Source organism: Paracoccus sp. IB05 (assembly GCF_016405985.1).
GTDB lineage: Bacteria > Pseudomonadota > Alphaproteobacteria > Rhodobacterales > Rhodobacteraceae > Pseudogemmobacter.
In genome coordinates this window covers 12,874-38,517 of record NZ_JAEFCF010000050.1, presented here as the reverse complement: position 1 = coordinate 38,517, position 25,644 = coordinate 12,874, and the positions used below count along the sequence as shown (strand labels likewise).

The 25,644-nt window shown below is 63.8% G+C and carries 23 protein-coding genes and 1 tRNA gene; 15 read left to right on the top strand and 9 right to left on the bottom strand.

Annotated elements, in window-relative coordinates:
* From JC607_RS22685 to JC607_RS22665, 5 genes are all read left to right on the top strand, one after another.
* Positions 1-587, top strand: a 587-nt coding sequence (locus JC607_RS22685) for a hypothetical protein (protein ID WP_233093094.1), incomplete at its 5' end; no start/stop codon positions are given.
* Complete coding sequence (locus JC607_RS22680; protein WP_198839009.1) at positions 587-1,114, top strand: hypothetical protein; 528 nt, start codon at positions 587-589, stop codon at positions 1,112-1,114. The genes JC607_RS22685 and JC607_RS22680, both read left to right, overlap by 1 nt.
* Before the next feature lies 1 nt (position 1,115).
* Entirely contained in the window at positions 1,116-1,403 is a 288-nt protein-coding gene (locus JC607_RS22675; RefSeq protein WP_198839008.1) for a hypothetical protein, read from the top strand.
* Complete coding sequence (locus tag JC607_RS22670; RefSeq protein WP_198839007.1) at positions 1,396-2,511, top strand: hypothetical protein; 1,116 nt, start codon at positions 1,396-1,398, stop codon at positions 2,509-2,511. Before JC607_RS22675 ends, JC607_RS22670 begins: the two co-directional genes overlap by 8 nt.
* The gene (locus tag JC607_RS22665) at positions 2,508-2,900 is read left to right on the top strand and encodes a hypothetical protein (RefSeq protein WP_198839006.1); all 393 of its coding nucleotides are present in this window, start codon (positions 2,508-2,510) and stop codon (positions 2,898-2,900) included. The genes JC607_RS22670 and JC607_RS22665 overlap by 4 nt, the downstream gene beginning before the upstream one ends.
* Positions 2,901-3,159: 259 nt before the next feature.
* Here the strand turns inward: JC607_RS22665 and JC607_RS22660 are convergent.
* From JC607_RS22660 to JC607_RS22630, 7 genes are all read right to left on the bottom strand, one after another.
* Positions 3,160-3,235: transfer RNA gene (locus JC607_RS22660), tRNA-Lys, on the bottom strand.
* 495 nt (positions 3,236-3,730) lie between these two features.
* Entirely contained in the window at positions 3,731-5,068 is a 1,338-nt protein-coding gene (locus JC607_RS22655) for a sulfite reductase subunit alpha (RefSeq protein ID WP_198839005.1), read from the bottom strand.
* Entirely contained in the window at positions 5,052-6,089 is a 1,038-nt protein-coding gene (locus tag JC607_RS22650) for an FAD:protein FMN transferase (RefSeq protein WP_198839004.1), read from the bottom strand. The genes JC607_RS22655 and JC607_RS22650 overlap by 17 nt, the downstream gene beginning before the upstream one ends.
* A 12-nt stretch (positions 6,090-6,101) precedes the next feature.
* A complete protein-coding gene (locus JC607_RS22645; RefSeq protein WP_198839003.1) occupies positions 6,102-6,737 on the bottom strand; it encodes a PepSY-associated TM helix domain-containing protein in 636 nt (211 codons plus the stop codon).
* 14 nt (positions 6,738-6,751) lie between these two features.
* On the bottom strand, positions 6,752-7,297 hold the full coding sequence (locus JC607_RS22640) for a DUF2271 domain-containing protein (protein ID WP_198839002.1): 546 nt from the start codon (positions 7,295-7,297) through the stop codon (positions 6,752-6,754).
* A 102-nt stretch (positions 7,298-7,399) separates the two neighbouring features.
* On the bottom strand, positions 7,400-8,014 hold the full coding sequence (locus JC607_RS22635; RefSeq protein ID WP_198839001.1) for a hypothetical protein: 615 nt from the start codon (positions 8,012-8,014) through the stop codon (positions 7,400-7,402).
* Positions 8,015-8,105: 91 nt separating this feature from the next.
* Positions 8,106-10,109, bottom strand: coding sequence for a TonB-dependent receptor plug domain-containing protein (locus JC607_RS22630; RefSeq protein ID WP_198839000.1), 2,004 nt, complete (start codon positions 10,107-10,109; stop codon positions 8,106-8,108).
* Between the two features lie 492 nt (positions 10,110-10,601).
* Here JC607_RS22630 and JC607_RS22625 point away from each other — a divergent pair, with 492 nt between their 5' ends.
* Entirely contained in the window at positions 10,602-12,029 is a 1,428-nt protein-coding gene (locus tag JC607_RS22625) for a YncE family protein (protein ID WP_198838999.1), read from the top strand.
* 125 nt (positions 12,030-12,154) lie between these two features.
* Here JC607_RS22625 and JC607_RS22620 read toward each other — a convergent pair whose 3' ends face one another.
* Together JC607_RS22620 and JC607_RS22615 are read right to left on the bottom strand one after the other, a co-directional pair.
* Positions 12,155-13,813 (bottom strand): alpha/beta-hydrolase family protein, encoded by a 1,659-nt coding sequence (locus tag JC607_RS22620; RefSeq protein WP_198838998.1) that lies wholly within the window; start codon positions 13,811-13,813, stop codon positions 12,155-12,157.
* 69 nt (positions 13,814-13,882) lie between these two features.
* Entirely contained in the window at positions 13,883-14,761 is an 879-nt protein-coding gene (locus tag JC607_RS22615; protein ID WP_198838997.1) for a MurR/RpiR family transcriptional regulator, read from the bottom strand.
* 254 nt (positions 14,762-15,015) lie between these two features.
* Between JC607_RS22615 and JC607_RS22610 the strand changes: the two genes are divergently transcribed.
* The 9 genes from JC607_RS22610 (at position 15,016) to JC607_RS22570 (ending at position 25,598) form a co-directional block, all read left to right on the top strand.
* Complete coding sequence (locus tag JC607_RS22610; protein ID WP_198838996.1) at positions 15,016-15,522, top strand: TRAP transporter small permease subunit; 507 nt, start codon at positions 15,016-15,018, stop codon at positions 15,520-15,522.
* The gene (locus JC607_RS22605; RefSeq protein WP_198838995.1) at positions 15,522-16,868 is read left to right on the top strand and encodes a TRAP transporter large permease subunit; all 1,347 of its coding nucleotides are present in this window, start codon (positions 15,522-15,524) and stop codon (positions 16,866-16,868) included. The genes JC607_RS22610 and JC607_RS22605 overlap by 1 nt, the downstream gene beginning before the upstream one ends.
* Before the next feature lie 46 nt (positions 16,869-16,914).
* Positions 16,915-17,958 carry a TRAP transporter substrate-binding protein gene (locus JC607_RS22600; RefSeq protein ID WP_198838994.1) on the top strand — a complete coding sequence of 348 codons (1,044 nt, stop codon included), beginning with the start codon at positions 16,915-16,917 and terminating at the stop codon, positions 17,956-17,958.
* A gap of 202 nt (positions 17,959-18,160) precedes the next feature.
* Positions 18,161-19,528, top strand: a complete 1,368-nt coding sequence (locus tag JC607_RS22595) for a glutamine synthetase family protein (protein WP_198838993.1) — start codon at positions 18,161-18,163, stop codon at positions 19,526-19,528.
* A 67-nt stretch (positions 19,529-19,595) separates the two neighbouring features.
* Positions 19,596-20,978, top strand: a complete 1,383-nt coding sequence (locus JC607_RS22590) for an aldehyde dehydrogenase family protein (protein WP_198838992.1) — start codon at positions 19,596-19,598, stop codon at positions 20,976-20,978.
* A 1-nt stretch (position 20,979) separates the two neighbouring features.
* Complete coding sequence (locus JC607_RS22585) at positions 20,980-22,149, top strand: iron-containing alcohol dehydrogenase (protein WP_198838991.1); 1,170 nt, start codon at positions 20,980-20,982, stop codon at positions 22,147-22,149.
* A gap of 70 nt (positions 22,150-22,219) precedes the next feature.
* Positions 22,220-23,470, top strand: coding sequence for an FAD-binding oxidoreductase (locus JC607_RS22580; RefSeq protein WP_198838990.1), 1,251 nt, complete (start codon positions 22,220-22,222; stop codon positions 23,468-23,470).
* Between the two features lie 77 nt (positions 23,471-23,547).
* Positions 23,548-24,903: a phosphatidylserine/phosphatidylglycerophosphate/cardiolipin synthase family protein gene (locus tag JC607_RS22575; protein ID WP_198838989.1), complete on the top strand. Its 1,356-nt coding sequence runs from the start codon at positions 23,548-23,550 to the stop codon at positions 24,901-24,903.
* The gene (locus tag JC607_RS22570; RefSeq protein WP_198838988.1) at positions 24,900-25,598 is read left to right on the top strand and encodes an endonuclease/exonuclease/phosphatase family protein; all 699 of its coding nucleotides are present in this window, start codon (positions 24,900-24,902) and stop codon (positions 25,596-25,598) included. The genes JC607_RS22575 and JC607_RS22570 overlap by 4 nt, the downstream gene beginning before the upstream one ends.
* The last annotated feature ends 46 nt before the right edge of the window (positions 25,599-25,644 follow it).

Sequence of the window (25,644 nt, the reverse complement as noted above, 5' to 3'; positions counted from 1 at the left end):
GCGATGGGCTTAATCCACTAACAAACCAATCGGTCCACTCCGTGGGGGAAGGTCACCGATGGCGCGGCCTGGGGCAGCGGCGGCAAAGACGGCCTGAGCGCAGCGGCGGAGTTCCGTCCCAGGGCGGATGGGCTGCGGCTGCGGTTGTCACCGGCTGGATCGATCTGAGCGGCTATGCCTCGCCCCGGATCAGGGTCGTTGTCGGGGCCGGTGGCCTGCCCGGGGCCGGCGGCGCGGGCTGGAATTCCGGGGATCCGGGAACGCCGGGCCGGGTGGTCATGTCCTATAGCGCCGCGCGCGATGTGAAGGCCGATGTGGTGCCACTTGAGCCGACCGCGACAGGCTCCTTTGTCACTGCGGGAAGCGGCAGTTTTCCGAACCTTGGCGCCGGGCTCTGGATCCTGCACCGCAACACTGCCGCCAACGGGATCGGCCTCGGCTATGTCACGCTCTCGCCCGGCACTGTGGTGCGGGCCTATCAGGACGGCTCCTCCACGCTGATCAGCAGCCAGACCCCGACCTATACGGGCGGCGAGGCCAGCTACACCGTCTTTTATGCCTTCTATGCGATGGGGAGCTGGGGCTGATGCGGATCTGGTATGACCCGGCGGATGGCCGGATCCTCTATACTCTGAGCTGCGCGGCCGACCTGCCGGGCGAGTATATCGGGACGGATCTGACGGCGGAGGTTCTGGGCGATCTTACCGGCTGGGCGGTGATCGGCGGTGAACTGGTCCGGACCTCGCTCGAGCCGCTGCGCCAGGTGGCCCGGGTCGCGCTGACCGCCGCCATCACCCGTGCCCGCGCCGGGCTGATCACCGCGCTGCCGGGGCAGGATATGATCTATCTCGCCAAAGAGGCCGAGGCGCGCGCCTGGGTCGGGGCCACGGATCCCGATCTCGCAGCCTTCCCGCTGCTCTCGGCCGAGACCGGGATCACCGCGCCAGACCCGGATCAGCTGGCGCAGCTCTGGCTCAATATGGCCGATCTCTGGCGATCTGCCGCCGCCGGCCTCGAGGCGCTGCGCCTCTCGACACAGGGCGCCATCGCCGCCGCTGAGAGCCCCGAAGACATCACGGCGGCCATCGCCACCCTTACCCCTCAGGAGACCTGACTTGCCGCAACACGCCACCCTTCAGATCCAGCCGCGCGCCTGGACCCGCGTCACCAGCGCCGCCATCACCGCGCTCCGGCTGCAAAACCGGGGCCTTGAGGCGCTCGAGGTGCAGGCCACCGCCGGCACGGCCGAGCCGGTGAATGCCATGGGCGCGCTGAGCCTCGGCTATCAGGAGGCGATCCTGCCCGACCGGCCGCTGGCGCAGCTTTTCCCAGGTGTGGCCGGCGCAGATCATGTCTGGGTCTGGTCTGCCTCGGGCGGCGAGATCTCGGTCAGCCATGTTTAAGCCCTTCCGCGCCTTCAGTGGGGCGGGCAAGGCGGTCGCCGGCGGGCCTGACCCGGAGACCTTCACCCCATCGCACCTCTTTGCCGCCGGTCCTGCGGGTCACTGGCAGGGCGGGCATGATCCTGCGGCGGGCCGCCTGTCGCTAGACAGCGCCGGCACTGTGCCCGCAATCCTCCCTGATCAGCCTGTCGGACTGGTGCGGCGCCTCGTGGGATCGGTCAACGCCTCGCAGGCCACGGCGCTCTCTCGCCCGACGCTGGCGCGTTGGCCGAAAGGCGGGCGCAGGAATGTTGTGCCCGCGTCGGGTGTCGGTGCAGCTCCTGGGTTGATCGGGTCCGGTCAGCCCGGCGCGCTGCCGACCGGCTGGACCTCTTCCGCAGGTCGTGAGGTCATAGCGGTTGAGGACGACATATCCGTAATCCGGTTCAGCGGGACTACCACCGGTGCCTTCTTCATCAACTTGCATGGCAATACCAGCGTGGCCGCTTCTGATGGTCAGGCCTGGGTTTCCAGCTTTGATTGCGAATTGCTCGACGCGCGTAACGTGCAGCAGCTCGCCATTCAGCAGTCGTCGCGTGTGGCGGGCGGCGGGAACAAATCCGGGGGGATGGTCACTCCACTGCCTTCATCCGGTCGCAGTCGGGTCATAACCGGCCCGGAGACTTTCCTGGACTCGCAGGGGCCTGTGGGTTCCGGGCCTGTTGCGCACATACTGACCTATCTGAGGTTCACCGCGGCAACTGCCGATTGGAGTTTCACCATTCGGGCGGGAAAGGTGCAGATCGAGAAAGCACCGCTTGTGAGCCCTTATCAGCACGTTGCTGCGGCCAATGATGTCACTGAGACCGGAAATCCCGAGGTCTGGTATCTGTGGAGTGATGGCGGCGACAGTCTGGACGCTACCCCGGTTCCGGCTGGCACATATGGCCTTGCCTGGGTCGATGTTCTCGGGGAAATGACCGTCAGCTCTGTGACCTCGGACGGCACTACGCCGGTCGATCTGCTCAGGGCTGAACGTCAGGCCGATGTGATCTTGCGCCAGGGCACGTTCACTTCCGCCGAAGAGGCGCAGATCCGCAGCTATTGGGCCGGGAGATATGCCGCATGATCAGGATCACCATCGCATGCCGGGTGGCGCATCTGGCCGACGCGGCGCAATTCAGCCGCGCCACCGGCTATGGTCCGGAGGATGAACTCACCTTCACCCTCGCGCCCGAATACCGCGACGCGGCAGGCAACCTCTGCCGCGTGGCCTCGGGGCTGGTGGCCGGCGTCTATCTGACGGATGCAGTCTCGCCTCTGATCGCGTCCGCCTGGGGCGCCGACATGGCCGCCGCCGCCCGTGCGCAGGCCCTGATCGCGATCTGGCAGCCGCCCGAGGATCCCGAGGTCATGCCCGAACCATTCGCCGCACCGGCCCGAATCGCGGCGGTGATCGGTGATGACCCTCAGGCCGCGCTGATGGTCCTGGGCCTGACCCGCAGCCAAAGCGCCTGATCTGACTGCTGCCGGCCAGGCCCTCAGGGAGGGAGGAAGGATGTCAGGATAGTGACAGCTCTGGTCCGCGTCTGGCCGTTCCTGACGGCAAAAATTTTCCTGCCAAAGCTAACCGTCACTTCTGCCAAAGCTGGCGCGCGGCAACAGTCAGGTCAAGGTAAGTGCATCACCCCGTCAGACCGCTACCCCAAACGTTCCCCTGGCAATCCTGACCAACTGAAAAAGGCTTAGACATTTCTGTCTAAGCCTTTGAATTCAGTGGTGAGCCCGACAGGATTCGAACCTGTGACCCACTGATTAAAAGTCAGTTGCTCTACCAACTGAGCTACGGGCCCACTGTGGATCTGGCGTTTAAGGAAGGTCGCCGGGAGGGTCAATACCCACGGCTGAAATTTCTCAAACAAATTTCTTCCGGAGGCGATTTTCCTGGAAACTGCGGCCATTTCGGCCAGCGGTCTCCTGCACGCCCCGAGCATTGCGGCCCGGGAACCCGGCCATCGGGACCAGATCAATGATCCGCGGGAGCGGGCTCTGTTGCATGTGACAGGGTGCCTGTCAGTTCCGCCCAAATTCGCCGAACCGGGACGAGGCCTGCCGCTGCCCGGCTCACGGATGATGCATGTGGCGTTTGAGAGCGGAAGGCCCGGGCCCCGCGTCAGCACTGTGCCTGAGAGGCGCAGGGAAGGCCCGCAAAGGGGCAAGCAGGGGGAAGCCTTGGTGAAGCCGGGGCCTCGACGAGGCCACTGCGCCAGACGGCCGCTGCAGGCGGTGTCCGGCGGGGAGGGAAGCTGCGCCTGCCTGTCGCCGCGATGAGGCGGCAGGTCGGGACGTCAATAGATATCCCGGCGCAGACGGCGCTCTGTCATCAGGCGCGCGGTCTCGTCCTGGCCCAGCACGTCTTCCAGCGCCTGCTGCACATCTGTGGCCATCCCCTCACGCCGACCGCAGATCCAGATACCGCCACCGGCGGCGACATGCGCCCTTACCTCCGTCGCCGCCGCGCGCAGGATATGCTGCACATAGCGCGGCCCTTCCCCCCCGCGCGAGAAGCTGCGGTCAAGACGCGCAAGCCCGCCAATGGCCACAAGACCGGAAAGTTCCTCTGTGAAAACAGCGTCATGGTCCGGGCTGCGCTCGCCATGGATCAGCCAGACCGGGCCGCTTGCCTTCTGGGCCACGCGGTGGCGCAGATGCGCCAGCAGGCCCGCCAGACCCGAGCCATTGCCAATAAGCAGCATCGGCATCGCGTCATCCGCGGCATGAAAACCGGGATTGGCGCGGATCGACAGGTCAATGGCATCGCCCTCGCCCAGCTGCCGGCAGAGCCAGTGCGAGCCGAGACCGGGACGGCCCTCGCGGGAGATCACCTCGCGCAGAATCAGTTCAGCGCGCCCGGAGACCGGCAGCGAGGCCAGCGAATAGTCGCGTCTGACCGGACCGTCTTGGGTGGGGATGCTGATTTCAGCGATATCCCCGGCCCGCCAGTCCGGCAGGGGGCCTTCGGGGTCCAGCACCAGATGCCAGAGCGGGCCGCCCGGGCTGCCGGGGTTCAGATGGTGCCGCGCCGCCAGACTCCACCGCGTGGATTCGGGTGCGATGCCCGGAGCCGGCGCTCCGGTGCGCGTGGGCTCCCCCATCCGGGCGCGCCAGGTGGCAAGCGCGGTCGGCTGGTCGCGATCGACCTCGGTCAGCGGGAAACGGGGCGTGGCGCCGCAGGCCCGCAGCCATTGGTCCAGCCGATGCGCAAAACCGCAAAAGCGCGGATAGTTCCGGTCGCCCAGTGCGAGCATCGCATAGCTGAGCCTGCCAAGCTCCGGGCGCAGGCTCATCACGCGCGCAAGGAAACCCGTGGCATTGTCGGGCGCGTCGCCATCGCCGGTGGTGCTGATGTAGAATTGCGCCTGCGCCGTGCTGGCGAGATCCGCTGCCCCGATCTGGTCCAGCGACAAAAGACGCGCGCCCGGAGATTGCGCAGCGGCAGCGCGCGCCAGCGCCTCGGAACTGCCGCTCTGGCTGGCATAACCGATCAGGAGACCGCCCGGACCGGCCACCGCTGCCGCCTGCCCCGCCCGCCGCGCACGGATCAGGGTCCGGACTGTGAGCCCGGACCAGGCGGCACCGGTCAGCGCCGCCATCGTCCAGTGCAGCGGATCAACGCTGAGGATCATCGTCGAGCATCTCCTGCAAGGCGGGGGAAACTTCGGTCACTGCACCTTCCGGCCCGCGCCGGATCATCACGATGGCAATCCCGGCGATGCGCGCAAATGCCATGCCGCGCACAGCCCCCAGCACCAGAAGCGCCGTCGCCAGGGCATCGGCCTGCATCACCGTTGGCGCCAGCACCGAGACCGAAGCGAGGTCATTTTCCGCCGGCCAGCCGGTCGCGGGGTCGATCGTATGGGCATAGCGGCGCCCGCCATGCTGAAAGCCGCGCCGGTAATCGCCCGAGCTTGCCAGCCCCCAGCCGTTCAGCGCGATCACCGGCGGGCGCTGGCCGTTACGGAGCCCCCCCGGCGGAGATTCGATCCCGACCCACCAGGGCCGCATATCGGGCCTGAGGCCACGACCGTAGAATTCCCCGCCGATTTCAATCAGATGCGAGCCGATCCCGGCCTCCGTCAGGCGCGCGCTGACCAGATCGACGGCATGGCCCTTTGCACTGCCGCTGAAATCGAACCGCAACCCCGGCGGGAAATGCAGCCGGGTGCCCTCGAGCCGCAGCCGCGCATGGCCGCTGAGTTCGCGCGCCTGCGCGATCTCTGGCGGCTGTGGCAGCGGAATATGGGCGGGACGCGGCCCCGGCGGGCCAAAGCCCCAGAGATCGACCAGCGCGCCCAGCGTCGGATCCGAAGCACCTCCGGTCTCAGACACCAGCTGCAAAAGCGGCGTGAGCAGCGCCAGAAAGCCGTCAGACAGCTCCGCCGCTCCTGCCCGGTTGCGATGCAGGCGCGAGACCTCGCTTTCCGGGGCCCAGGGGCTGAAGAGCGCAATCACCCGCGCGCATTCCGTCTCGACCAGGTGCTGCAGCCCGGGGCCCGCGCCGGGCGGCGCCCAGGCGATCAGCAACCAGTTTGTGCCCATGGTCTCGCCCACAAGACGGGTCTCGACCCAGCCGGGCGGCGGCGGCAGAACCGGCCCCCGGGCCACCAGAGGCGGCAGGATAACGCGGCTGCGCGACAGGGTTTGCATCGCGGACCGGCCCTAATGGATGAACAAAAGCGCGATGATCAGCGGCAGAGCAAAACTCGCCCAGCCGAGCGGCCAGGTGGCCGGGCGCGATTTCGCATGCATCCAGAGCAGCGCAAAGCCGGTGAGGGTGAAGATGACGCAGGCCAGCGCCAGCAGGTCGATAAACCAGGACCAGACCGGCCCGGCATTGCGGCCCTTATGCAGATCATTGAGCCAGGCCAGCCAGCCCCCATCGGTCAGCCGGTAGGTGACATCGCCACTGGCGCGGTCAATGGCCAGCCAGGCGTCGCCGCCGGGGCGCGGCAAGGCGATATAGACCTCACCGGCATTGGTCTCGGTCGGGCGATGATCAAGCGTCACGCGAAACTCACCGGCCGCCCAGGCGGCGACAGAAGCAGGCACCGGGGTCTCGCCCTCTTCCGGCATTGTACTGATCGCGGCCAGAAGGTCAGGCGGCAGGCTCGCGCTTTGCTCGACCGTCTCGGGGCGCGTGGCGAAGAGGCCGGCATTGTTAAGCGTAAAGCCGGTGACCGCGAACAGGAACATCCCCGCAAGGCTGATCGCTGCGGAAACCCAGTGCCACAAACGGAACTGGCGCAGCCAGAAGCTGCGCCCCGAAGCTGTCGCCAGCAGATTGTCTGCTTGCATAAGCTGCCCTTTCCTCAGGGTTTCGCGGTCACTTTCAACCGGGTGATCTCACGTTCGCCGGTCGCCTCGGCGCTGTTTTCGGCGCCGCCCCAGCTGAAGGGCGCGCGCAGGGTTTCCCGCCCGCCATCCTCGCGCGAGACCTCGACCGCCAGCACATAGTCGCCGGCGCTCAGCCCGGTGAGCACGGCATTTTCAGGGGCGACCGCAACTTTATGGGTGCCGGGGCCACGCGTCGGCCCGCTCAGCCCATCGGCCGGAAGATCAAGCTTTTCGCCCTCGGCCCGCCACCAGCTGCGCAGATCGCGCAGGAAGCCGCGGCCAAGATTGTCGCGCAGCCTTGTGTCATACCAGACCGCCACGGTGCCACGGATCTCTTTCGAGCCCGGCTCTTCGATCCAGGCCGCGAGATAGGGGCGGTAGGCAGGGCTGGCCTCGGGCTGCGGCAGCGTCACCTCGAATTCCAGCCCGGCGGCCAGAGCCGGGCCGCTCACCAGCGCCAGCGTCGCGGCAACGGCCAGGCGTGCCGCCGGCATCGGGCGGGCATTGTCATCTGTCATCATCAGCACCAGTCATCATCAACACCCGGGGAGCAAAAGCGGCATAAGGGCCTCGCGGCGGGCGGGAAGCCTTCACCCGCCGCGAGGCCAGGGACGGGGCTGCGATCAGTTCGCAGCGCCGTCCTTTTTCTCGTCTTTCTTAGCGGCCTGATCATTGCCGTCATCCTCGCGGACAGGTGCCGGATCGGCGGCCGAGACGAAGCCATCGCCATCGGTGTCATTGCGGGCAAAAGTCTTGCGGGCGGAGTCGAGATCTTCTTCCAGCGACAGGAACCCGTCCCGGTCACGGTCGAGCAGCGCGAACCGCACAGCGGCCTGTTTCAGGCTGGCCTCAAAACGCTCACCGCTCGGATCGCGCCCCTGATCAGCATATTGCTGGCGCAGGCGACCCTCGAATTCGGCGACATATTCCGCCTCATTGAGCTTGCCATCGCCATCCTTATCGGCACCCCGGAAACGCTCGGTCCGCACCTCGATCAGCTCGTCAAGCGAGACCTTGCCGTCGCCATCTTTGTCATAAGAGGCGATGAAGGCCGCCTGGCTGTGGCCGCCGGCTATGCCCGGCTTCGGCGAGGCATCGCCCGGATTGTCGGTCGCCGTTTCGGTCTTGGTGCCGGATTCGGCGGCTGTGGTCTCTTCGCTTTGCGCGAAAGCGGCGCCGGACAGGGCCACGATCAGCGCGAGGCTGAGGCTCAGGGTGGTTTTGCTGCGGTCGGCCATGGGGGGACTCCGTTCCTCTGGCTGTGGTCTGGCCGGGGTCCCGGCCGGGAAAGAGCGGGCCAGCCATCGTCAGACGGCCGGCCCGGATGGATCAGAAGGTCTTGATAATACCAACCTTGAAGTTGCGGCCCGGGCCGTTGCGGGTGGCCAGCGCCTGCATGTAATCGCGGTCGAAGAGGTTCTCGACGCCGAAGCGGATTTCGGTGCCTTCAAGCACGCCTTCCTGCGGACGGTAGGTTGCGCGCAGGTTGTGAACGGCAAAGCCCGGACGGATCACCGATTCGTCGTAACGGTCATAGGCAACCATTTCCCAGCTCAGATCGAGTTCGCGGTCCCAGCGTTTCCCGGCGACGACACGCAGCGAATTCGGCGGTGTCTGCGCATAGTTCGAACGGTTCACAAGCTGGATGGTCTTTGACTCGAAATTCACAATGCTGGTGCTGAGTTCGCCGTAATAGCCACTTTCCATGCTATAGGCGGCCTCGAGCTCGAACCCGGTGCCCGCGATCCATGCCGTGCTGGGCTCGGAAGTCGCGTTCCAGACATTGGTGTCGTAGATATTCCCTTTGATGCTGAAGGCATCTCCTGCCGAGAAGAGATCCGCCGTCCGCCAGGAGGCACCAAGTTCAACGGTGCGCGACTGTTCGTTGGTGGTCATGTAATTGGCGGGCAAACCGCCGATCCAGGGCTGGTTCTGATTCTCGAAGTCATCAAGGATCGGCAGTCCTTCGGTATAGGCCACGCTGCCGAACACCGCTGCGCCATTGGCGAATTCGTAACGCATATCAACGCCGCCCATCAGCGCGTCATTGTCAAAGCTGGTCGCCGGGATGCGCGCCTGCGGATCGCCTTTGTACGAAATGTCCTGGGTCTCATACCGCATCGCGGGCGTGATGGTCAGACCGTTGCCGAAATCGAATTTGTTGATCAGGAAGAAGGCAGTGCGGTCATCCGTGCCACCCGGAGCCGAACTGGCGGTCTTGCGCTCTTTCCGGATGAGTTCAACACCGGCGCGCAGTTCGTTTTCGATGCTGCCGAAGGTGAAGCGCGCGGTGTTTTTCACCGTGAGCTTGGTCGTCTCATAGCGGTGATCGGCATTCCTGAGCCCATCGGTGGGGACATAGGGCACCGAGGTGCTGTCGATCTGCTGATCGGCATAGGACAGGACCACCCGCAGGTCGACCAGGTCATTGTCGAGCGGATTCCACCCATAGGTCAGCACCGCGTTGCGGCTTTCAACATCGCGGTCGACATTGCCGAAGGGATTGCCCCCGATCGCGTCATAGGGCACGTCGCGCTCGGCCATGGTGGTATTTGCCAGCGAGAGGCTGACAAACTGGTCGCGTTCCTGGCCGAAGGTGAACTTGCCCTTAAGACCCCAGGACGGTGTTTTGAAGCCTTCGGCACCGAGGTCGACACCGCTGCCATCAACCTGTTCCCCCAGGCGGCGCCAGATATAATTGGCCACGAATTCTGCGTTTTCCGAAGGCTGCCAGGCAAGGATCGTCGAAGAGGTGATGCCGTCGCCATTCGAGTTGAAATTCAGCCCCTGGCGGAGCTTGTAGCCGATCTCGCCGCCGGTGAAATCCGAGGCATCCTTGGTTTCCAGCTGCACAATGCCGCCGACCACGCCTGAGCCATATTCAAAACTGCCGATGGTGCCGCGCATCACCGAAACGCTTTTGAACAGCTCCGGATCGGTGAACAGCTGCGTGCCGATCCGATAGAGCTCTTCCGAGCCCTGCGTCGCGCCGTCAATGGTGATCAGCACCTTCTGGTTGGTGCCATAGGTATTGCCGGCGCCAAAGCCGCGAATATTGATGCCGCCGCCAAGCGGCGTCGCGCCGTTGATCAGCGTGACCCCCGGCACCGAGGAGATCAGCTCCGCGATGGTCGAGGCCTGGCGGTCATCCATCTCTTCCTGATCGATGGTGGTCACCGCAACGCCGGTATGGGTGGCCACGTCACGTTTGGTGTCCAGGATGATGGTGCCGAGGGCCTCGGGCTCTCCGGTCGTCTGGGCGAGTGCCGCCACAGGGGAAAGAAGCGCGCAACTGCTCAAAAGAGCCGCGCGCAATGAATTGCGTCCAGTCATTACCGCCTCGCTTCGGGTCAGAATTTTGGGAGAGCGCTGGCGGTCGGATGCTGGCGGATGTGCCTGTTTCTGTCCTGATGCCTTGCAAACTGAGTCTGCCGGCTGATCATGGGCACGGGGCATAACTGCTTAATCCTGGTGTAACTGTCAAGATTTGCCATGCAGCTGCCGGAACCTCGCGTTGCACCGGTGTGACATCCGGGTAACTCTGCCCCCTCGCCGCTGCTGTAAACGGCCTCAGGCGGGCCTCGGCATGTGCCTGGCGCCGGGCCGGGCCTTATGCTGGCCGGGGCCAGTCAGCGACAGGAGAGGCCAGCCGCAAAGAACGCGCGGCGCGGCGGATGACCGGCCGCAATGTCATTGCAGCTTGACATCCCCCCTCCGCTCGCGGTCTTTCGCGCATGGTATTCCGGTCCCCCGCCGCCGCGCCCTGCGCCGCACCTGCCAGGTTCCAGCCGGTCCCTCTCGGTCAATCTGAACAGGAGTCATGTGATGGGTTTCCCTTTCCTGACAAACGGTTATCGTAAATCTGTCTTCGGGCTTACGCTTGCGGCCCTCACGCTGCCCGGCGCGGTTTTCGCCGAAAACAGCTTCCCCGCCCCGGTGGAATTCGAAGGTCGATTCCGGGTCGTCCCCGCTGAACCCGGCAAGCCCGTTCTTCCCGGCAGCAGCGTCACCATCGAAGGCTCGGGCCTGAAACCGGGTCAGACGCTCGTGCTGCAACGCGGCGCTACGGTCCTGAGCAGCGATGCCCTGACCGCCGATGACAAGGGCGCCGTCAGCTTTACCTTCACCCTGCCCGCAGATGCCGCAACCGGCCTGCATCCGGTGATTGCCATCATGGACCAGCCCTCCTCGACCTCGCTTTTCGATGTGAAAGTGTCAAAGGATGTGCCGCTTTCGGGCGCGGACGGGTTCAGCGTGACCCGCGTGAAATCGGCGCCCGGCCTCTATCAGTCGGTCTATAGCGCGAAATCGAATGCGCTCTTTGTGGCCGCCGCGAATTTCCGGCCGCCGGCTGCTGCATTGCTGAAGCTGAACCCGGAAACGCTGGACGTGGTCGCCGAAGTCACGCCGCCGCCCCTGCCCGAAGACCAGCGCCGCGCGCCGGCGGAAGGTCAGCCCGATAATGGCCCGCAGCCGGTGGCGCTGTTCGGCCTGGCGGTCGATGACGAGAAAGGCACGATCTGGGGCACCAACACCTTTGACAATTCGGTCGCGGTCTATGCCCAGGACGATCTGGCGCTGATCAAACAATTCCCGCCGGGCGAGGTCTATCATGCCCGCGACGTCAAGGTGGATGCAAAGCGCGGCCGCGCCTATGTCTCGGCCTCGGCCACCAATGGCGTGCATGTGTTCGACACCGAAACCCTTGAGAAGGTTGCGGTTATCGAGATCACCTCTGGCATTCGCGGCGGGGAATTCTCGCTGATGAGCATCGCGGTCGATCCGGACGGCAACCGCCTTTTCGCGGTCAGCCGCAAATCGAACGAGCTCGCGGAGATCGACCTGACCACGAATACCGTGACCCGGGTCCTGCCGCTGCCGGGCGCGAAAAATGCCTCCGGCGTCGATTTCGACGCGGCGACCGGCACGATCTATGTCGCCTCGCAAGACAGCGACAACCTGCTGATCGTCGATCTGGCCTCGGGTGAGGTGAAGCATGATGTCACCACCGGCGCAGGCGCGCTGAATGTGGTGTTTGACCCGGTGCAAAAGCTCGCTTTCGTGTCGAACCGCGGTGCAGGCACGGTAACGGTGGTGTCACCCGAGGGCGAGGTCGTCGCCAATCTCGATGGCGGCAGCTATCCGAACCATGTGGCGAGTGACGGGAAAGGCAATATCTTTGCCGCCAACAAATCACTCGGCGCCGAGGATGCGACCGCCGACCATATCGCGCTGATCCAGAAGGCGAACTGATCACCGCAGATCTGTCACGGCAGCTCTGTGACGCAACTCTGTGACGGCAGACCATCTGAAAACCGCAGCCGGCGACCCGGCTGCGGTTTTTTTTATAAGCATCGGATGCGGTGCGACCTGTGCCGTCAGATGCCCTGTCCGGCGAAAATCGCCTCAAGACGCGTCATCATCTCCGGGTCATAATCGCCGCCCAGAACCTCGGCCCAGGCCCTGAGATAGTGTTTCGCGGCATAGACATGGCCATGGCCCGGCGGCGTGGTGGTCGCGGTCATCATGTCAAACCCAAGCTGAAGAAAGGTCACCACCGGCCACCATCTGAGGCTCGGGCTGACATCGGGGCCCCGCGATCCCCTGAGCCAGTCCGGCGCGCGCCACAAAGTCCCGGTCGAGAAAAACACAATCGGGTCAGAGGGATATTCAAGGTAGATCATCCGCATCACCCCCCAGGGGGCGTAGGTGTGGGTCTGAGGCTCCTGCGTCATCACCCTGATGGCCGAACCGTCGCGGTAACGCGGGGCCCAGGCCGGGCTGTCCGGTACACGGCTGGCCAGAAGCTGCTGCCAGCCGCGCATGGCAAAGGGCGGTCCGGCCCAGAGCGCGCCCTGGGGCGGGTCTGACAAAAGATCCTGCCAGGAGATCGGCAATTCGCCATTGCGCGCCCCCAGCGAGAGGCCGAACAGATAAAGCTCGGGCCGGCTCGCCTCCGGCAGGTTGCGCCAGTGGCCATAGATTTCGCGAAACACCGCGACCGCGCTTTCGGCGCCATATTCCGGCTGCAAAATCAAAGACATCCAGCTGGGCAGATAGGAATATTGCACTGCCACCACCGCCAGATCGCCGCCGGTGAGGTAATCCAGCGGCTGCATCCCCGCCGGGTCCATCCAGCCGGTGCCGGTGGGGGTTGCGATCACCAGCACGCGGCGGTCAAAAGCGCCGACGCGCAGGGCCTCTTCCAGCGCCAGCCGCCCCCTCTGATCGGCGTCAGGGGCAGAATTCAGCCCGACATAGATGCGCAGTGGCTCCAGGGCAGGCGCCCCGGTGACCGCAGTGATCGCCGCCGCATCGGGCTCGGCGAGGACCCAGTCACGCCCGGCCGCGCCCAGCCCCTCCCACCCGACAAGCGAGGCGGCAGAACCCGATTTCAACGCATCGTCCGGCGCCGCCTTTTCCGGCGGGATCAGCCGGTCAAGGGCTGCATAGGTCTCGTCCAGCGCCTGCAACACCCGGCCCAGCATCACATCATTGCCGACCGCCCAGAAGAGCAGCAGCGCCAGCGTGATCCCGGTCAGCTTCGCCAGCCGGCGCGGGATGAACGCTTCAAGCTGGGTCGCAATCACGCGCCAGAGCCGCCGGAACAGCCGGCCCAGAAACACCAGCACCAGCGCGACAAAGCCCGCGACGGCGAGAATCGTGAAAGGGCGCGCGGTCTCGACCGGCGGGATCCCCATCGCGGCATGGATGTCATTTTGCCAGCCGGTGACATTCCACAGCGCCCAGAGGATCGCCGCCCCCGCAATCAGCAGCCCGAGCGCCATCTTGATCTGCAGCACCCTGGGCGCGGCGGGACCGGATTCGACCACCCAATGGCGCAGCACCATCAGCGTATATCCCGCCAGATAGCCAATCGCGAAACAGATGCCGCCAAGCGCGCCCTGCACCAGAGCCGCGCGCGGAATCAGCGAGGGCGACAGGGAGACCGCGAAGAAAAGCGCCCCCAATGCCAGACCCGCCGCCGAGGGCCGGCCAAAAAGTGAGGCATCTTTAACTCTGCGCCAACGCAACATTCCGGGCTCCGTCCTGAAGTGATGGGCAGTTTCGCCGCCCGCGCGGCGGGGTCAAGGCCCGGCCTTCCCTTACCGCCCCTGGGCCATTTTCGGCGCGCGAAAGACACGGGTGCGGGCAAAACAATCTTCCAGCCGGTTCAGCCGGTCCCTGACCTGATCCGGCATATGGGACTGGATCTGCGCCAGAAGCGCCTCGACCACCATCAAAAGCACAGCGGTCGAATCCCAGGCCGCGGGCATTTCGATATGGCAGGGCAGCACATGGCGGGAATGCGAGGCCGCGGGTGAAAGCCAGCGATCGGTGATCAGCACCACCTCGGCCCCCTGGGCCGCCGCGAATTCGGCAAATTGCACCGCATTCGATTCGTAGCGGCGAATGTCAAAGATCACCACCACATCGCCGGGCGTGAGATCAAGCAGCGCCTGCTGCCAGTCGGTGAGGTGGTCGGCGATCCAGGTGACATCGGGGCGGATGACCCTCAGCAGCGTCGCCATGTAATCGGCCAGCGCATGGGTAAGCCGCCCGCCCATCACCACCACGCGGCGCGACATATCCGCCATCAGCGCCGCAGATCCGTTGAAATCCGCCGCCGGGATCAGGTTCAGTGTGGCGCCGATATTGGCCACGACCTGCGCGGCAAAGCCCTGGAGCGGGTGGCTCCGCCCTTCTCCCGGCACCCCGGGGGGGCCAAGCGGGGTCACGAGCAGGTCTTCGACTTCGACCCGCAGTGCCGCCTGGTAATCCGACCAGCCCTTGAAGCCCAGCTTTTGCACCAGCCGCACAATGGTGGGCGAGGACACATCCGCCGCCCGCGCCAGCGTAGTGATCGAGCCAAGCGCCGACATCGGAAAATGCGACAGGATATGGGTCGCGACCTGGCGCTCGGCCCGGGTCAGATCATTGAGCGAGGCCCGCATTCTGTTTTCGATGCTCAGGCCCTGATCCATGCGTCCCCCTTTGCGGCAGCGTCCCCCGGGGCTTCGTTACCCCGGAAATGTCACGGGCAGGGTTGCAGAAAAGATTGTAACAGGAAACAGCATTCTGAAATAATCTTGACAGCGCCCCCGCCACAGGGTGACGCTTGGGAAAAATCAGGGAGCCGACTCGTCCATGTCCTTTCCGGGATCCTCCTCCTGCCGGCTCTGCCAGGCGGGTCAAGCCTGTCGCCCTCTGTTCCCTGCCGGCTGCGGAGGCTGACCCGATGCCACTCTTTTTTATCCGGCTCGTGCTGATCATCGAAAAGATCAACACCGTCATCGGCCGCCTCGCGATGTATCTGATCTTCGCGCTGGCCGGCGTCCTGCTGTACTCGGTGATCGCAAAGGCGTTTTTCCACCCCGCGCTCTGGACCCAGGAAATGGCCCAGTTCACCATGGTCGGCTATTTCGTCCTTGGCGGCGCCTATTCGCTGATCCTTGGCGCCAATGTGCGGATGGACCTGCTTTACGGCCGCTGGAGTGTGAAAACCCAGGCCCTGGTCGATTGTGTTACCGTTTTCTGCATGATCTTCTTCCTCGTCGTCGTCCTGTGGGGCGGGATCGAAAGCACGATCTACTCCTTCGAATTCGGTGAGCGGTCCCGCACCGTCTGGCGGCCCTATATGGCACCGATCAAGATCGTGATCTGCACCGGCGTTTTCCTGATGATCCTGCAATCCATCGCCTTTCTCATCCGCGACATTGCGACTTTGCGCGGAGTGAAAATCTGATGCCCTACGAATATATCGCCATCGTCATGTTCATGGGCATGATGGCCATGCTCATGACCGGCCAGCGGGTCTTTGCCGGCATCGGTTTTGTCGCCGTGGTCGCCACCATCGCACTCTGGGGGGATCGGGGGGGCTATGACATCGCCTTCACCACCACCATCAAGCTGATGAACTGGTATCCGATGCTCACCCTGCCGATGTTCGTCTGGATGGGCTATGTGATGTCCGAGGCGCGCCTCGCCGATGACCTCTACAAGATGTTCCATGTCTGGTTCGGGCCGATCCCCGGCGGTCTGGCGATTGGTACGATCCTCCTGATGGTGCTGATCTCTGCCATGAACGGGCTGTCGGTCGCAGGTCTTGCCATCGGCGCCACCATCGCCCTGCCCGAGCTTCTGAAGCGCGGCTATGACAAGCGGATGGTCACCGGCATCATCCAGGGCGGCTCGTCCCTGGGCATTCTGGTGCCGCCCTCGATCGTGCTGGTGCTTTATTCGATGATCGCGCGCCAGCCGGTCGGGCAGATCTGGCTGGCGGGGGTCTTCCCGGGCCTGCTGATGGCCGGGTTCTTCCTGCTTTATGTGGTGATCCGCTGCGGCATCAACCCAAAGCTTGGCCCGGCTTTGTCGCAAGAAGAGCGCAACTCCATCACCTGGGCCGAAAAAATCCGGCTGCTGCGCGCCGGGATCCTGCCGGTTGTGATCTTTGCCTCGATGATGGGTCCCTTCGTGATGGGCTATGTCAGCCTGGTCGAGGCCTCGGTGGTCGGAGCGCTGATCGCCACCCTGGTCGCCCTGTTCAAAGGACGTATCACGAAAAAGGTCTGGGAAAACTGCCTCGTCAATACGCTGGGCGTCACCTGCATGTTCATGTGGATCCTGCTCGCGGCAATGGCCTTTGGCGCAGTTTTCGACGGGCTGGGTGCCGTGCGGGCCATCGAGGGCTTTTTCCTTGAGGATCTGGGCCTTGGTCCCTGGGGCATCGTGATCCTGATGCAGGTCTCGTTCCTGATTATGGGCATGTTCCTTGACGACACGGCCATGCTGGTGATTGTGGCGCCGCTCTATATTCCGCTGGTCGCGAAACTGGATCTCGGCATGCCGCCGCAGGATGTGCTGATCTGGTACGGGGTGCTTTACACCATCACCTGCCAGGTGGCCTATATCACGCCGCCCTTCGGCTATAACCTGTTCCTGATGCGCGCCATGGCGCCGGACCATGTTTCACTCTCCGATATTTACCGCTCCATCGTACCGATTGTCGCGATTATGATCCTGACATTGGCCGTGATCATGATCTTCCCCGAGATCGCACTTTGGCTGCCACATCAGGTTTACGGACAATAGCCGGGGCAACCGGCATTCAATTGAGAACCCACCAACGGAGGTAAAGATGACGACGAACAGACGGAAATTCCTGACCAGCGGGGCGCTTGCCGCCGGTGCAGCCGCCCTCGCCGCCCCTGCCGTTCGCGCGCAAGCCGCGCCGATCAAATGGCGTATGCAGACCTATGCCGGTGCGGCGCTTGGCGAGCATGTCTGCAAGCCCGCGATTGACAAGTTCAACCAGATTGCTGCCGGGCAAATGGAGATCGAACTTTATTACGCCGATCAGCTGGTTCCGACCTCGGAACTGTTCCGTGCCATGCAATCAGGCACCATCGACGCCGTGCAATCGGATGACGATTCCATGCAATCGCCGACCGAAGTGACCGTGTTCGGCGGCTATTTCCCCTTTGCCTCGCGCTATTCGCTCGATGTGCCGGTTCTGTTCAACCAATATGGGCTGAAGCAGATCTGGGAAGAGGAATATGCCAAGGTCGGCGTGAAGCATATTTCGGCCGGCTCCTGGGATCCCTGCCATTTCGCCACCAAAGATCCGATCAATTCGCTGAAGGATCTTGAGGGCAAGCGCGTCTTCACCTTCCCGACCGCCGGCCGCTTCCTCGCGCAATTCGGCGTGGTGCCGATGCAATTGCCCTGGGAAGATATCCAGGTCGCGCTGCAAACCGGCGAGCTGGACGGAATTGCCTGGTCGGGGATCACCGAGGATTACACGGTCGGCTGGGCCGATGTGACCAAATACTTCCTGACCAACAATATCTCGGGCGCCTGGATTGGCCATTTCTTCGCCAATGCCGACCGCTGGAACGAAGTTCCTGACCATCTGAAAGCGCTGATGGAAGTCTGCTTCGAGCAATCGCATTACTACCGTCAGTGGTGGTATTGGGGTGGCGAGGCCGATCTGCGCGTCAATGGCCCGAAACTGCAGCTCACCTCGATCCCGGATGAGGAATGGAATACGGTCGAGGCGAAAGCCCGCGACTTCTGGGATGAGGTTGCTGCTGAATCCGAGACCAAAGCGAAGGTCGTCGAAATCTTCAAGAAATACAACGATGTGATGTCCAAAGCCGGCCGTCCTTATCGTTACGGCTGATCCAGTCGGGGCGGTGGTGGCAAGGTCCACCCTGCCCCGTTACATTCGGGCAGGTGAATGACCTGCGGGGAGAGAAAAGGACGTGATTGTGATGCGGATTGCTGAGGATTGCTGGCCCAGAAAGCCGGAATTCGGTGGTGGTGGGTTTTTATCCGCTCCCGCATCCAATTCCTGATCCTTCTGACAAAATACTGAGGCCAATATGCCCGCGAATCTTACGCTCGAAACCCTGAAAGCCGCTTTTGAAACCGGAGAGATCGACACCGTCCTGGTCGTCGCCCCGGATATGCAGGGCCGGCTGATGGGAAAACGCTTCCATGCCGGTTTCTTCCTCGACAGCGGCTATAACGAGACGCATTGCTGCAATTACCTGCTGGCACTCGACATGGAAATGAACACCGTGCCGGGTTATAAATCCGCCGGCTGGTCGCAGGGCTATGGCGATTACGTCATGAAGCCCGATCTCGCGACATTGCGCCGCCTGCCCTGGCTTCCCGGCACGGCGATGGTGATGTGTGATCTTCTGGATCACCACACCCATGAAGAGATCACCATCTCTCCGCGTGCGATCCTGAAAAAGCAGGTCATGCGTGCACGCGCCATGGGGTTTGAACCCATGATGGCGACCGAGCTGGAATTCTATCTTTTCGAGAACAGCTATGAAAATCTGCGCGATGATGGCTTCGGCAATCTGCGCCCGATTTCGGCCTATAATGAAGATTACCATATCTTCCAGACCTCGAAAGAAGAACCGGTCATGCGCAAGTTGCGCAATGATCTTTATGCTGCCGGTATCCCGGTTGAAAACACCAAGGGCGAAGCTGACAGCGGTCAGGGCGAAGTGAATTACCGCTATTCCGATGCGATGGATACGGCAGATAATCACACCATCATCAAACAGGCCGTGAAAGAGATTGCCTGGACCATGGGTAAATCCGTGACCTTCATGGCGAAATATCAGACGGATAAAGCCGGCTCCGCCGCCCATGTCCACCAGTCGCTCTGGACCCTCGATGGCAAACCGGCTTTTTTCGATAAAGACGCCGATCACACCATGTCCCAGGTCATGCGCCATTTCATTGCCGGCCAATTGGAAGCGGCCGAAGAAATGACGGTGTTTTTCGCCCCCTATGTGAACAGCTATAAGCGGTTCTGCGTCGGCCTCTTTGCCCCGACCAAAATCGTTTGGTCCGGCGACAATCGCACCGCGGGCTTCCGCGTTTGCGGCGAGGGCACCAAGGCCGTCCGCGTCGAATGCCGTATCCCCGGTTCGGATGTGAACCCCTATGTCGCCTGCGCCGCGCTGCTCGCAGCCGGCCTTGACGGTATCGAGCGCAAGCTGGAGCTGGAACCCGAAATGACCGGGGATCTCTACTCTGTCGCCGGTGTGCGCGAGATCCCGAAAAACCTCCGCGATGCGGCGGCAAAGCTGAAATCCTCGGCGATGCTGCGCAAGGCCTTTGGCGATGACGTGGTCGATCACTACCATCATGCAGCGCAATGGGAAATCTCTGAGACCGATCGCATGGTTACAGATTTCGAACTGAAACGGCTGCTTGAACGCGCCTGAACCGCTGCAAACCTGCACATTTCCGACATAGGGGGCGCAGCCCCCTATCCTCTTCCACAGGTGAAACATGACCCCGATCAAACTGATCTCGCCGGTTGACGGCTCGACTTATGTCGAGCGCCAGCCGCTCGACCTCGCCAGCGCCGAGGCTGCGGTTGCCCGCGCCCGCGCGGCACAACCTGCCTGGGCCGCGCGCCCTTTGGCTGAACGCATCGCGCTGGTGAAAGCCGGCGTCGCGAAACTGACCGGGCTGAAGGACGCAATCGTGCCGGAACTCGCCGCCCAGATGGGCCGCCCGGTCAAGTTCGGCGCTGGCGAATTTGGCGGCGTCACGGCGCGCGCCGATTATATGGCGTCCATCGCAGAAGAAACGCTGGCGCCGAAAATCGTTGAAGACAGTGACAAATTCCGCCGCTATCTCGCACGCGAAGCCCTTGGGGTGATCTTTGTCATCGCGCCCTGGAACTACCCGTTCCTGACCGCGATCAATACGATCATCCCCGGCCTGATCGCTGGCAATACCATTGTTCTGAAACATGCGAGCCAGACGCTTGTGGCAGGTGAACGTCTTGCCGAGGCGTTCCATGCCGCCGGGATTCCGGCGGATGTGTTCCAGAATCTGGTGCTCGACCACGCCGTAACCGAAAAGCTGATCGCGGATCGCAGGTTCGATTTTGTCAATTTCACCGGTTCGGTGAATGGTGGCAAGGCGATCGAGCGCGCGGCGGCCGGCACCTTCACGCCGCTCGGGCTGGAGCTTGGCGGCAAAGACCCGGGCTATGTCCGCGCCGATGCCAATGTCGATGCGGCGGTCGATACGCTGATGGATGGCGCGATGTTCAATTCCGGACAGTGCTGCTGCGGGATCGAGCGGATCTATGTCCATGAATCGCTCTATGATTCCTTTGTCGAGAAAGCGGTTGCCTGGGTGAATGGGCTGAAGCTCGGCAATCCGAACGATCAGACCACCACGCTTGGCCCGATGGCGCATATCCGGTTTGCGAAAGTCGTGCGCGACCAGATCGCGGACGCCATCGCAAAAGGCGCAAAGCCGCTGGTCGATCCGGCGCAGTTCCCTGCCGATGATGGCGGCGCCTATCTCGCGCCGCAGATCCTCGTCAATGTCGATCACTCCATGTCGGTGATGACTGAAGAGAGCTTTGGCCCGGTTGTCGGAATTATGAAAGTTTCCTCGGATGAGGAGGCTTTGCGGCTGATGAACGACAGCCCCTATGGTCTCACCGCCTCGATCTGGACCGAAGATTACGACACCGCTGCCGAACTGGGTCAACAGGTCGAGACCGGTACCGTTTTCATGAACCGCGCCGACTATCTCGACCCGGCTCTGTGCTGGACCGGCACCAAGGATACCGGTCGCGGCGGCTCGCTCTCATATCTGGGTTACCATTCGGTGACCCGCCCGAAATCCTACCATCTCAAGAAGGTGTAATATGTCCACCGTTGACAAACAGGGCGTTCCCGACCGCAACTGGTCTTACCCGACCGCGATCAAATTCGGCGTGGGCCGGATTGCCGAACTGGCCGAACATGCCAAATCCACCGGCATGAAAAAGCCGCTGCTGGTGACCGACAAAGCGCTCGCCACCCTGCCGATCACCGCGCAGGCGCTGGATGTGCTCGAGGCTGCCGGCCTTGGCCGCGCCGTGTTTTCCGAGGTCGACCCGAACCCGAATGACAAGAACATGGCCGAAGGCATCGCCGTCTATAAGGCGGGTGGCCATGACGGCGTAATCCTGTTCGGGGGCGGTTCGGCGCTGGATCTGGGCAAGATGATTGCGCTGATGGCGCATCAGCGCGCGGATCTTTCGGTCTGGGATCTGGAAGATATCGACGACTGGTACACCCGCGCCGACAGCGACAAAATCGCGCCGATGGTGGCGGTTCCGACCACCGCCGGCACCGGATCTGAGGTCGGGCGCGCAGGCGTTCTGACCAATCTCGCGACCCATAAGAAAAAGATCATCTTCCATCCGAAGCTCTTGCCGGCTGTCACCATCTGCGACCCGGCTCTGACCGTTGGCATGCCGAAATTCATCACGGCTGGCACCGGGATGGACGCGCTGGCGCATTGCCTCGAGGCCTATTCCTCGCCCTTCTACCACCCGATGAGCCAGGGCATTGCTCTGGAAGGTCTGCGGCTGGTCAAAGAGAACCTGGTCACCGTTTACAACGATCCGGGCAATCTGCTGGCGCGCGGTCATATGATGTCAGCGGCGGCGATGGGGGCGGTTGCCTTCCAGAAGGGGCTTGGCGCGATCCATTCGCTGTCGCACCCTGTCGGCGCGGTCTACGGCACCCATCACGGCACCACCAATGCCGTCGTGATGCCGATGGTGCTGGATTTCAACCGCCCGGTGATCGAAGACCGCATCAATGCCGCAAGCGCCTATCTGGGGCTGAAAGGCTTTGACGGGTTCCGCGCCTGGATCATGGAACTGCGCGAGCAACTGGCGATCCCGGCCAATCTGACCGCGATGGGGGTCGAGGCTGCACGCCTTGACGAGCTTACCGAAATGGCTCTGGAAGATCCGTCCTGCGGTGGCAATCCGATTGCCATGACGCGCGAGAATACCCGCGCGCTTTATCAGGCCTGCATGTAAGATAATGTGAACTGAAACCGCCGGTCCCGCCATTGCGGGGCCGGCATTTGTTCGAAAAGTGCAAGCAGGCATGGGTCGTCTCTCCTCCGACATCACCATTATCGGCGCCGGAGTGATCGGCCTCACCATCGCCGCGCGGCTGATCGCCGAGGGGCGCGAGGTTACTCTGATCGAGCCGGGCGAGCCGGGTATGGGTGCCTCATATGGCAATGCCGGGACAGTGGCCGATTACGCGGTGGCGCCGGTTGGCACGCCGGATGTGCTGAAATCCCTGCCCTCGCTGCTTTTCGACCGCAATTCACCGCTGGCGATCCGCCATTCGGCCCTGCTTTCACTGACGCCATGGCTAATGAAATTCGCACGCCAGTGCCTGCCCGGCCCGGCACAGCGCAATTCGGCGGCGATTGCGGGGCTGCTTGCCGGCGCCAATCCGCTGTGGAAAGCGCTGGCGGCCGAGGCGGGCGCCACCGATCTGATCCAGCCGCGCGGCTGTCTCTACATCTTCCGCCAGGAAAGCCAGATCGGTCCCGCCAGGATCGAGATGGAGGCGCGGCGCAGGCTGGGCGTTCAGGTCGAGATGCTGACCGGCGGGCAGCTCGCCGGGCTGGAACCGGGCCTGCCCTTCCATGCCGGCGCCGCCTATTTCCCACAGGCGATTTTCCTCTCGGATCCCGGGCAGATGATGCAGCGCCTTGCCGCCCTTGTGACGCCGCGCGCGCAGCTGATCCGGGGCCGCATCGACCAGCTCCGGCGCGACATCACCGGTGTCGTGCTCAATGGCCGGTCCGATGATGGCCGCCCTTTGCAGATCCTCTCGCGCCGGGTCGTCATCGCCGCCGGCGCCCATTCCCGCGCCCTCGCGGCCCAGGCCGGCGACCGGATTCCGCTGGAAACCGAACGGGGCTACCATGTCGAATGGGATATGGCCGAGCTGCCGCTCACCCGCCCCGCCTGCGTGACCGAACGCGGCTTTTACCTGTGCCCGATGCAGGGGCGGCTGCGGGTGGCGGGCACGGTCGAGCTTGGCGGCCTCAGGCTGCCCCGCTCGCCGCATCGCATCGCGAAACTGGTCGAGGGCGCGCGGGCGCTGTTTCCCGACCTGCCCGCCCCCTCGCGCAGCTGGATGGGGTTTCGCCCTTCGATCCCCGATTCAGTGCCGGTGATCGGCCCGTCGAAAGGCGGCGCCGATGTGCTCCTGGCCTTCGGGCATGGTCATATCGGCCTGACACTGGCGCCAAAGACCGCCGATCTGATCACTGATCTGATCCAGGGCCGCAGCCCGGGCGCGGAACTCACCCCGGCGCTGCCGTCGCGGTTCTAGGGGCGGCGCTGCCGAAGCGGCGGCTTTCCCTTGCCGCAGCCAGCGGTTAGCATGAGCCCGGTTCAGACAAAGCGGCCATGTATTACCTGTTCGAACATTTCCTGATCGTGTCTGGTGTCCTCGCGGTTGCGAGCGCCATGGTGCTTGCATTGCAGCCGCGCCGCACGCCGCAAAGCTCGGCCGCCTGGATCCTGTTCATCATCATGCTGCCCTATGTCGCGGTGCCGGTGTTTCTGGTTTTAGGCTTCCGCAAATCGGGCCGCAGTTTTCCACCGATCCGCTTTTCGCCGCATCCCGCCCTGCCAGAGACCGCGCCGCCACCGCTTGCGCATGTCTTCGCCAGTCTTGGCGCGCCGCCCGCGGTGGGCGGCAATCTCATCCGCCTGCACGAGACGCCAGAGGCCGCGAGCGCCGCGCTGGACGAGGTGATCCTGGGCGCGAATGCGCGGCTGGATATCCTGATCTATGTTCTGGCCCGCGATGAAAGCGGCTACCGGTTTCTCGACCTTCTCAAGCGCAAGCTGCATGAAGGGGTCAGGGTGCGGCTCTCGGTCGACTGGCTCGGCAGCCATTCCCGCCCGCGCCGCGCGCTGCGCGAATTCGTCGCCGCCGGGGGCGAGCTGCGCTATTTCTCGCCGCTCGACCATCTGACCGACACTGCCCATCTGAATCTGCGCAATCACCGCAAGATGGTGATCGCCGATTGTGCCCGAGCCTGGTCGGGAGGGCGCAATGTCGGCGACGAATATCTCGCCTCGCCGCCCGGCAAATGGGTGGATCTGAGCTTTACCGCCGAGGGGCCGGTGGTCGACAGTTTCAACGCGGTCTTCGCCTCGGATTGGGAAGTGGCGGGCGATCCCCTGCCTGATCCGGTGCCGCCCGCCGTCGCACCTCGCGGTGAGGCGCTGTTGCAGCTGGTCCCCGCCGGGCCGGACGAGCCGCAGGATGTGCTTCACGACGGGCTGGTCGCCGCGATCTACCGCGCCCGGAGCCGGGTCTGGATCGCGACGCCCTATTTCGTGCCGACCGATGCGCTGGCCCAGGCGCTCGCGACGGCGGCGCGCAGCGGGGTCGATGTCCGGGTGTTTCTGCCGCTGAAGTCGAACCAATGGACCACCGATCTGGCGCGCGGCCCCTATATCCGCGCGCTGCAACCAACCGGCGTCGGCTTTCACTTTTTCCGCCCCGGGATGATGCATGCGAAATGCGGTCTGATCGACGATGCCTGCTGGATCGGATCGGCAAATTTCGACGTCCGCTCGATGCTGCTGAATTTCGAGCTGGCGGTGATGGCCTGGGACCCGGCCACCGTCGCGGCCATCAGCCGCTGGTTCGACCGTTTGCTGCCCGATTGCGATGACAGCCTGCCCGCCCCCGGTTTCGTCCGGCGCCTGACCGAAGGCGTCTTCCGTCTCGGAGCGCCCATATTGTGACCGACACTTCGCTGCGCATCGCGAGCTACAATATCCGCAAAGCCCTTGGCACCGACCGGCGGCGCGATCCGGCGCGGGTCTTGCGGGTGATCGCCGATCTCGGCGCCGATGTGGTCGCGCTGCAGGAGGCCGATCTGCGCCTCGGTCAGCGCCGCCCGGTCTTTGACGAGGCCGAGGTGTTTCGCCGCACCGGCCTGCATCCGATCCGTTTTGACCATGGCCGCGACAGCCTGGGCTGGCACGGCAATGCGCTTCTGGTCTCGCCCGGGTTCAAGGTGATCTCGTACAGCCATCACGATCTGCCCGGGCTGGAGCCGCGCGGCCTTGTCTCGGCCTTGCTGGATCGCGGCGGCCAGCGCCTGCGCGTCACCGGAGTGCATCTCGGCCTGTTGCGCCATTCGCGGCGCAGGCAACTCTCCGCGCTGCTGGACATGCTGCCCGAGGAAGACGACACCGCCATGCTGATTGCGGGCGATTTCAACGAGCGCTCGCTGGAGGTCGGCCTGGGGCGGCTGTCGAAGCGGTTCCGTATCCTGTCAGGCGGCCCGACCTATCATTCCCGCCACCCGGTTTTCGCGCTGGACCGTATCGCGGTTTCCGATGCTTTTGCCAGCGCCGAGGCCACGGTCTATCGCAGCCCGGAGGCCAGCCGCGCCTCGGATCACCTGCCGCTGCTGGCGGACCTGCGGTTATAGTCAGGCAAGACGGAACAGGCGGTTTGAGCCCATTGCGGACGGTCGG

Bases quoted from the DNA above. Each gene is read 5' to 3' on its own strand.
- JC607_RS22595 (WP_198838993.1), top strand. From the start codon at position 18,161: ATGCCCGCGAATCTTACGCTCGAAACCCTGAAAGCCGCTTTTGAAACC.
- JC607_RS22605 (WP_198838995.1), top strand. From the start codon at position 15,522: ATGCCCTACGAATATATCGCCATCGTCATGTTCATGGGCATGATGGCC.
- JC607_RS22670 (WP_198839007.1), top strand. From the start codon at position 1,396: ATGTTTAAGCCCTTCCGCGCCTTCAGTGGGGCGGGCAAGGCGGTCGCC.
- JC607_RS22585 (WP_198838991.1), top strand. From the start codon at position 20,980: ATGTCCACCGTTGACAAACAGGGCGTTCCCGACCGCAACTGGTCTTAC.
- JC607_RS22615 (WP_198838997.1), bottom strand. From the start codon at position 14,761: ATGGATCAGGGCCTGAGCATCGAAAACAGAATGCGGGCCTCGCTCAAT.
- JC607_RS22635 (WP_198839001.1), bottom strand. From the start codon at position 8,014: ATGGCCGACCGCAGCAAAACCACCCTGAGCCTCAGCCTCGCGCTGATC.
- JC607_RS22610 (WP_198838996.1), top strand. From the start codon at position 15,016: ATGCCACTCTTTTTTATCCGGCTCGTGCTGATCATCGAAAAGATCAAC.
- JC607_RS22600 (WP_198838994.1), top strand. From the start codon at position 16,915: ATGACGACGAACAGACGGAAATTCCTGACCAGCGGGGCGCTTGCCGCC.
- JC607_RS22645 (WP_198839003.1), bottom strand. From the start codon at position 6,737: ATGCAAGCAGACAATCTGCTGGCGACAGCTTCGGGGCGCAGCTTCTGG.
- JC607_RS22575 (WP_198838989.1), top strand. From the start codon at position 23,548: ATGTATTACCTGTTCGAACATTTCCTGATCGTGTCTGGTGTCCTCGCG.
- JC607_RS22580 (WP_198838990.1), top strand. From the start codon at position 22,220: ATGGGTCGTCTCTCCTCCGACATCACCATTATCGGCGCCGGAGTGATC.
- JC607_RS22655 (WP_198839005.1), bottom strand. From the start codon at position 5,068: ATGATCCTCAGCGTTGATCCGCTGCACTGGACGATGGCGGCGCTGACC.
- JC607_RS22640 (WP_198839002.1), bottom strand. From the start codon at position 7,297: ATGATGACAGATGACAATGCCCGCCCGATGCCGGCGGCACGCCTGGCC.
- JC607_RS22650 (WP_198839004.1), bottom strand. From the start codon at position 6,089: ATGCAAACCCTGTCGCGCAGCCGCGTTATCCTGCCGCCTCTGGTGGCC.
- JC607_RS22590 (WP_198838992.1), top strand. From the start codon at position 19,596: ATGACCCCGATCAAACTGATCTCGCCGGTTGACGGCTCGACTTATGTC.
- JC607_RS22680 (WP_198839009.1), top strand. From the start codon at position 587: ATGCGGATCTGGTATGACCCGGCGGATGGCCGGATCCTCTATACTCTG.
- JC607_RS22665 (WP_198839006.1), top strand. From the start codon at position 2,508: ATGATCAGGATCACCATCGCATGCCGGGTGGCGCATCTGGCCGACGCG.
- JC607_RS22630 (WP_198839000.1), bottom strand. From the start codon at position 10,109: ATGACTGGACGCAATTCATTGCGCGCGGCTCTTTTGAGCAGTTGCGCG.
- JC607_RS22625 (WP_198838999.1), top strand. From the start codon at position 10,602: ATGGGTTTCCCTTTCCTGACAAACGGTTATCGTAAATCTGTCTTCGGG.
- JC607_RS22620 (WP_198838998.1), bottom strand. From the start codon at position 13,813: ATGTTGCGTTGGCGCAGAGTTAAAGATGCCTCACTTTTTGGCCGGCCC.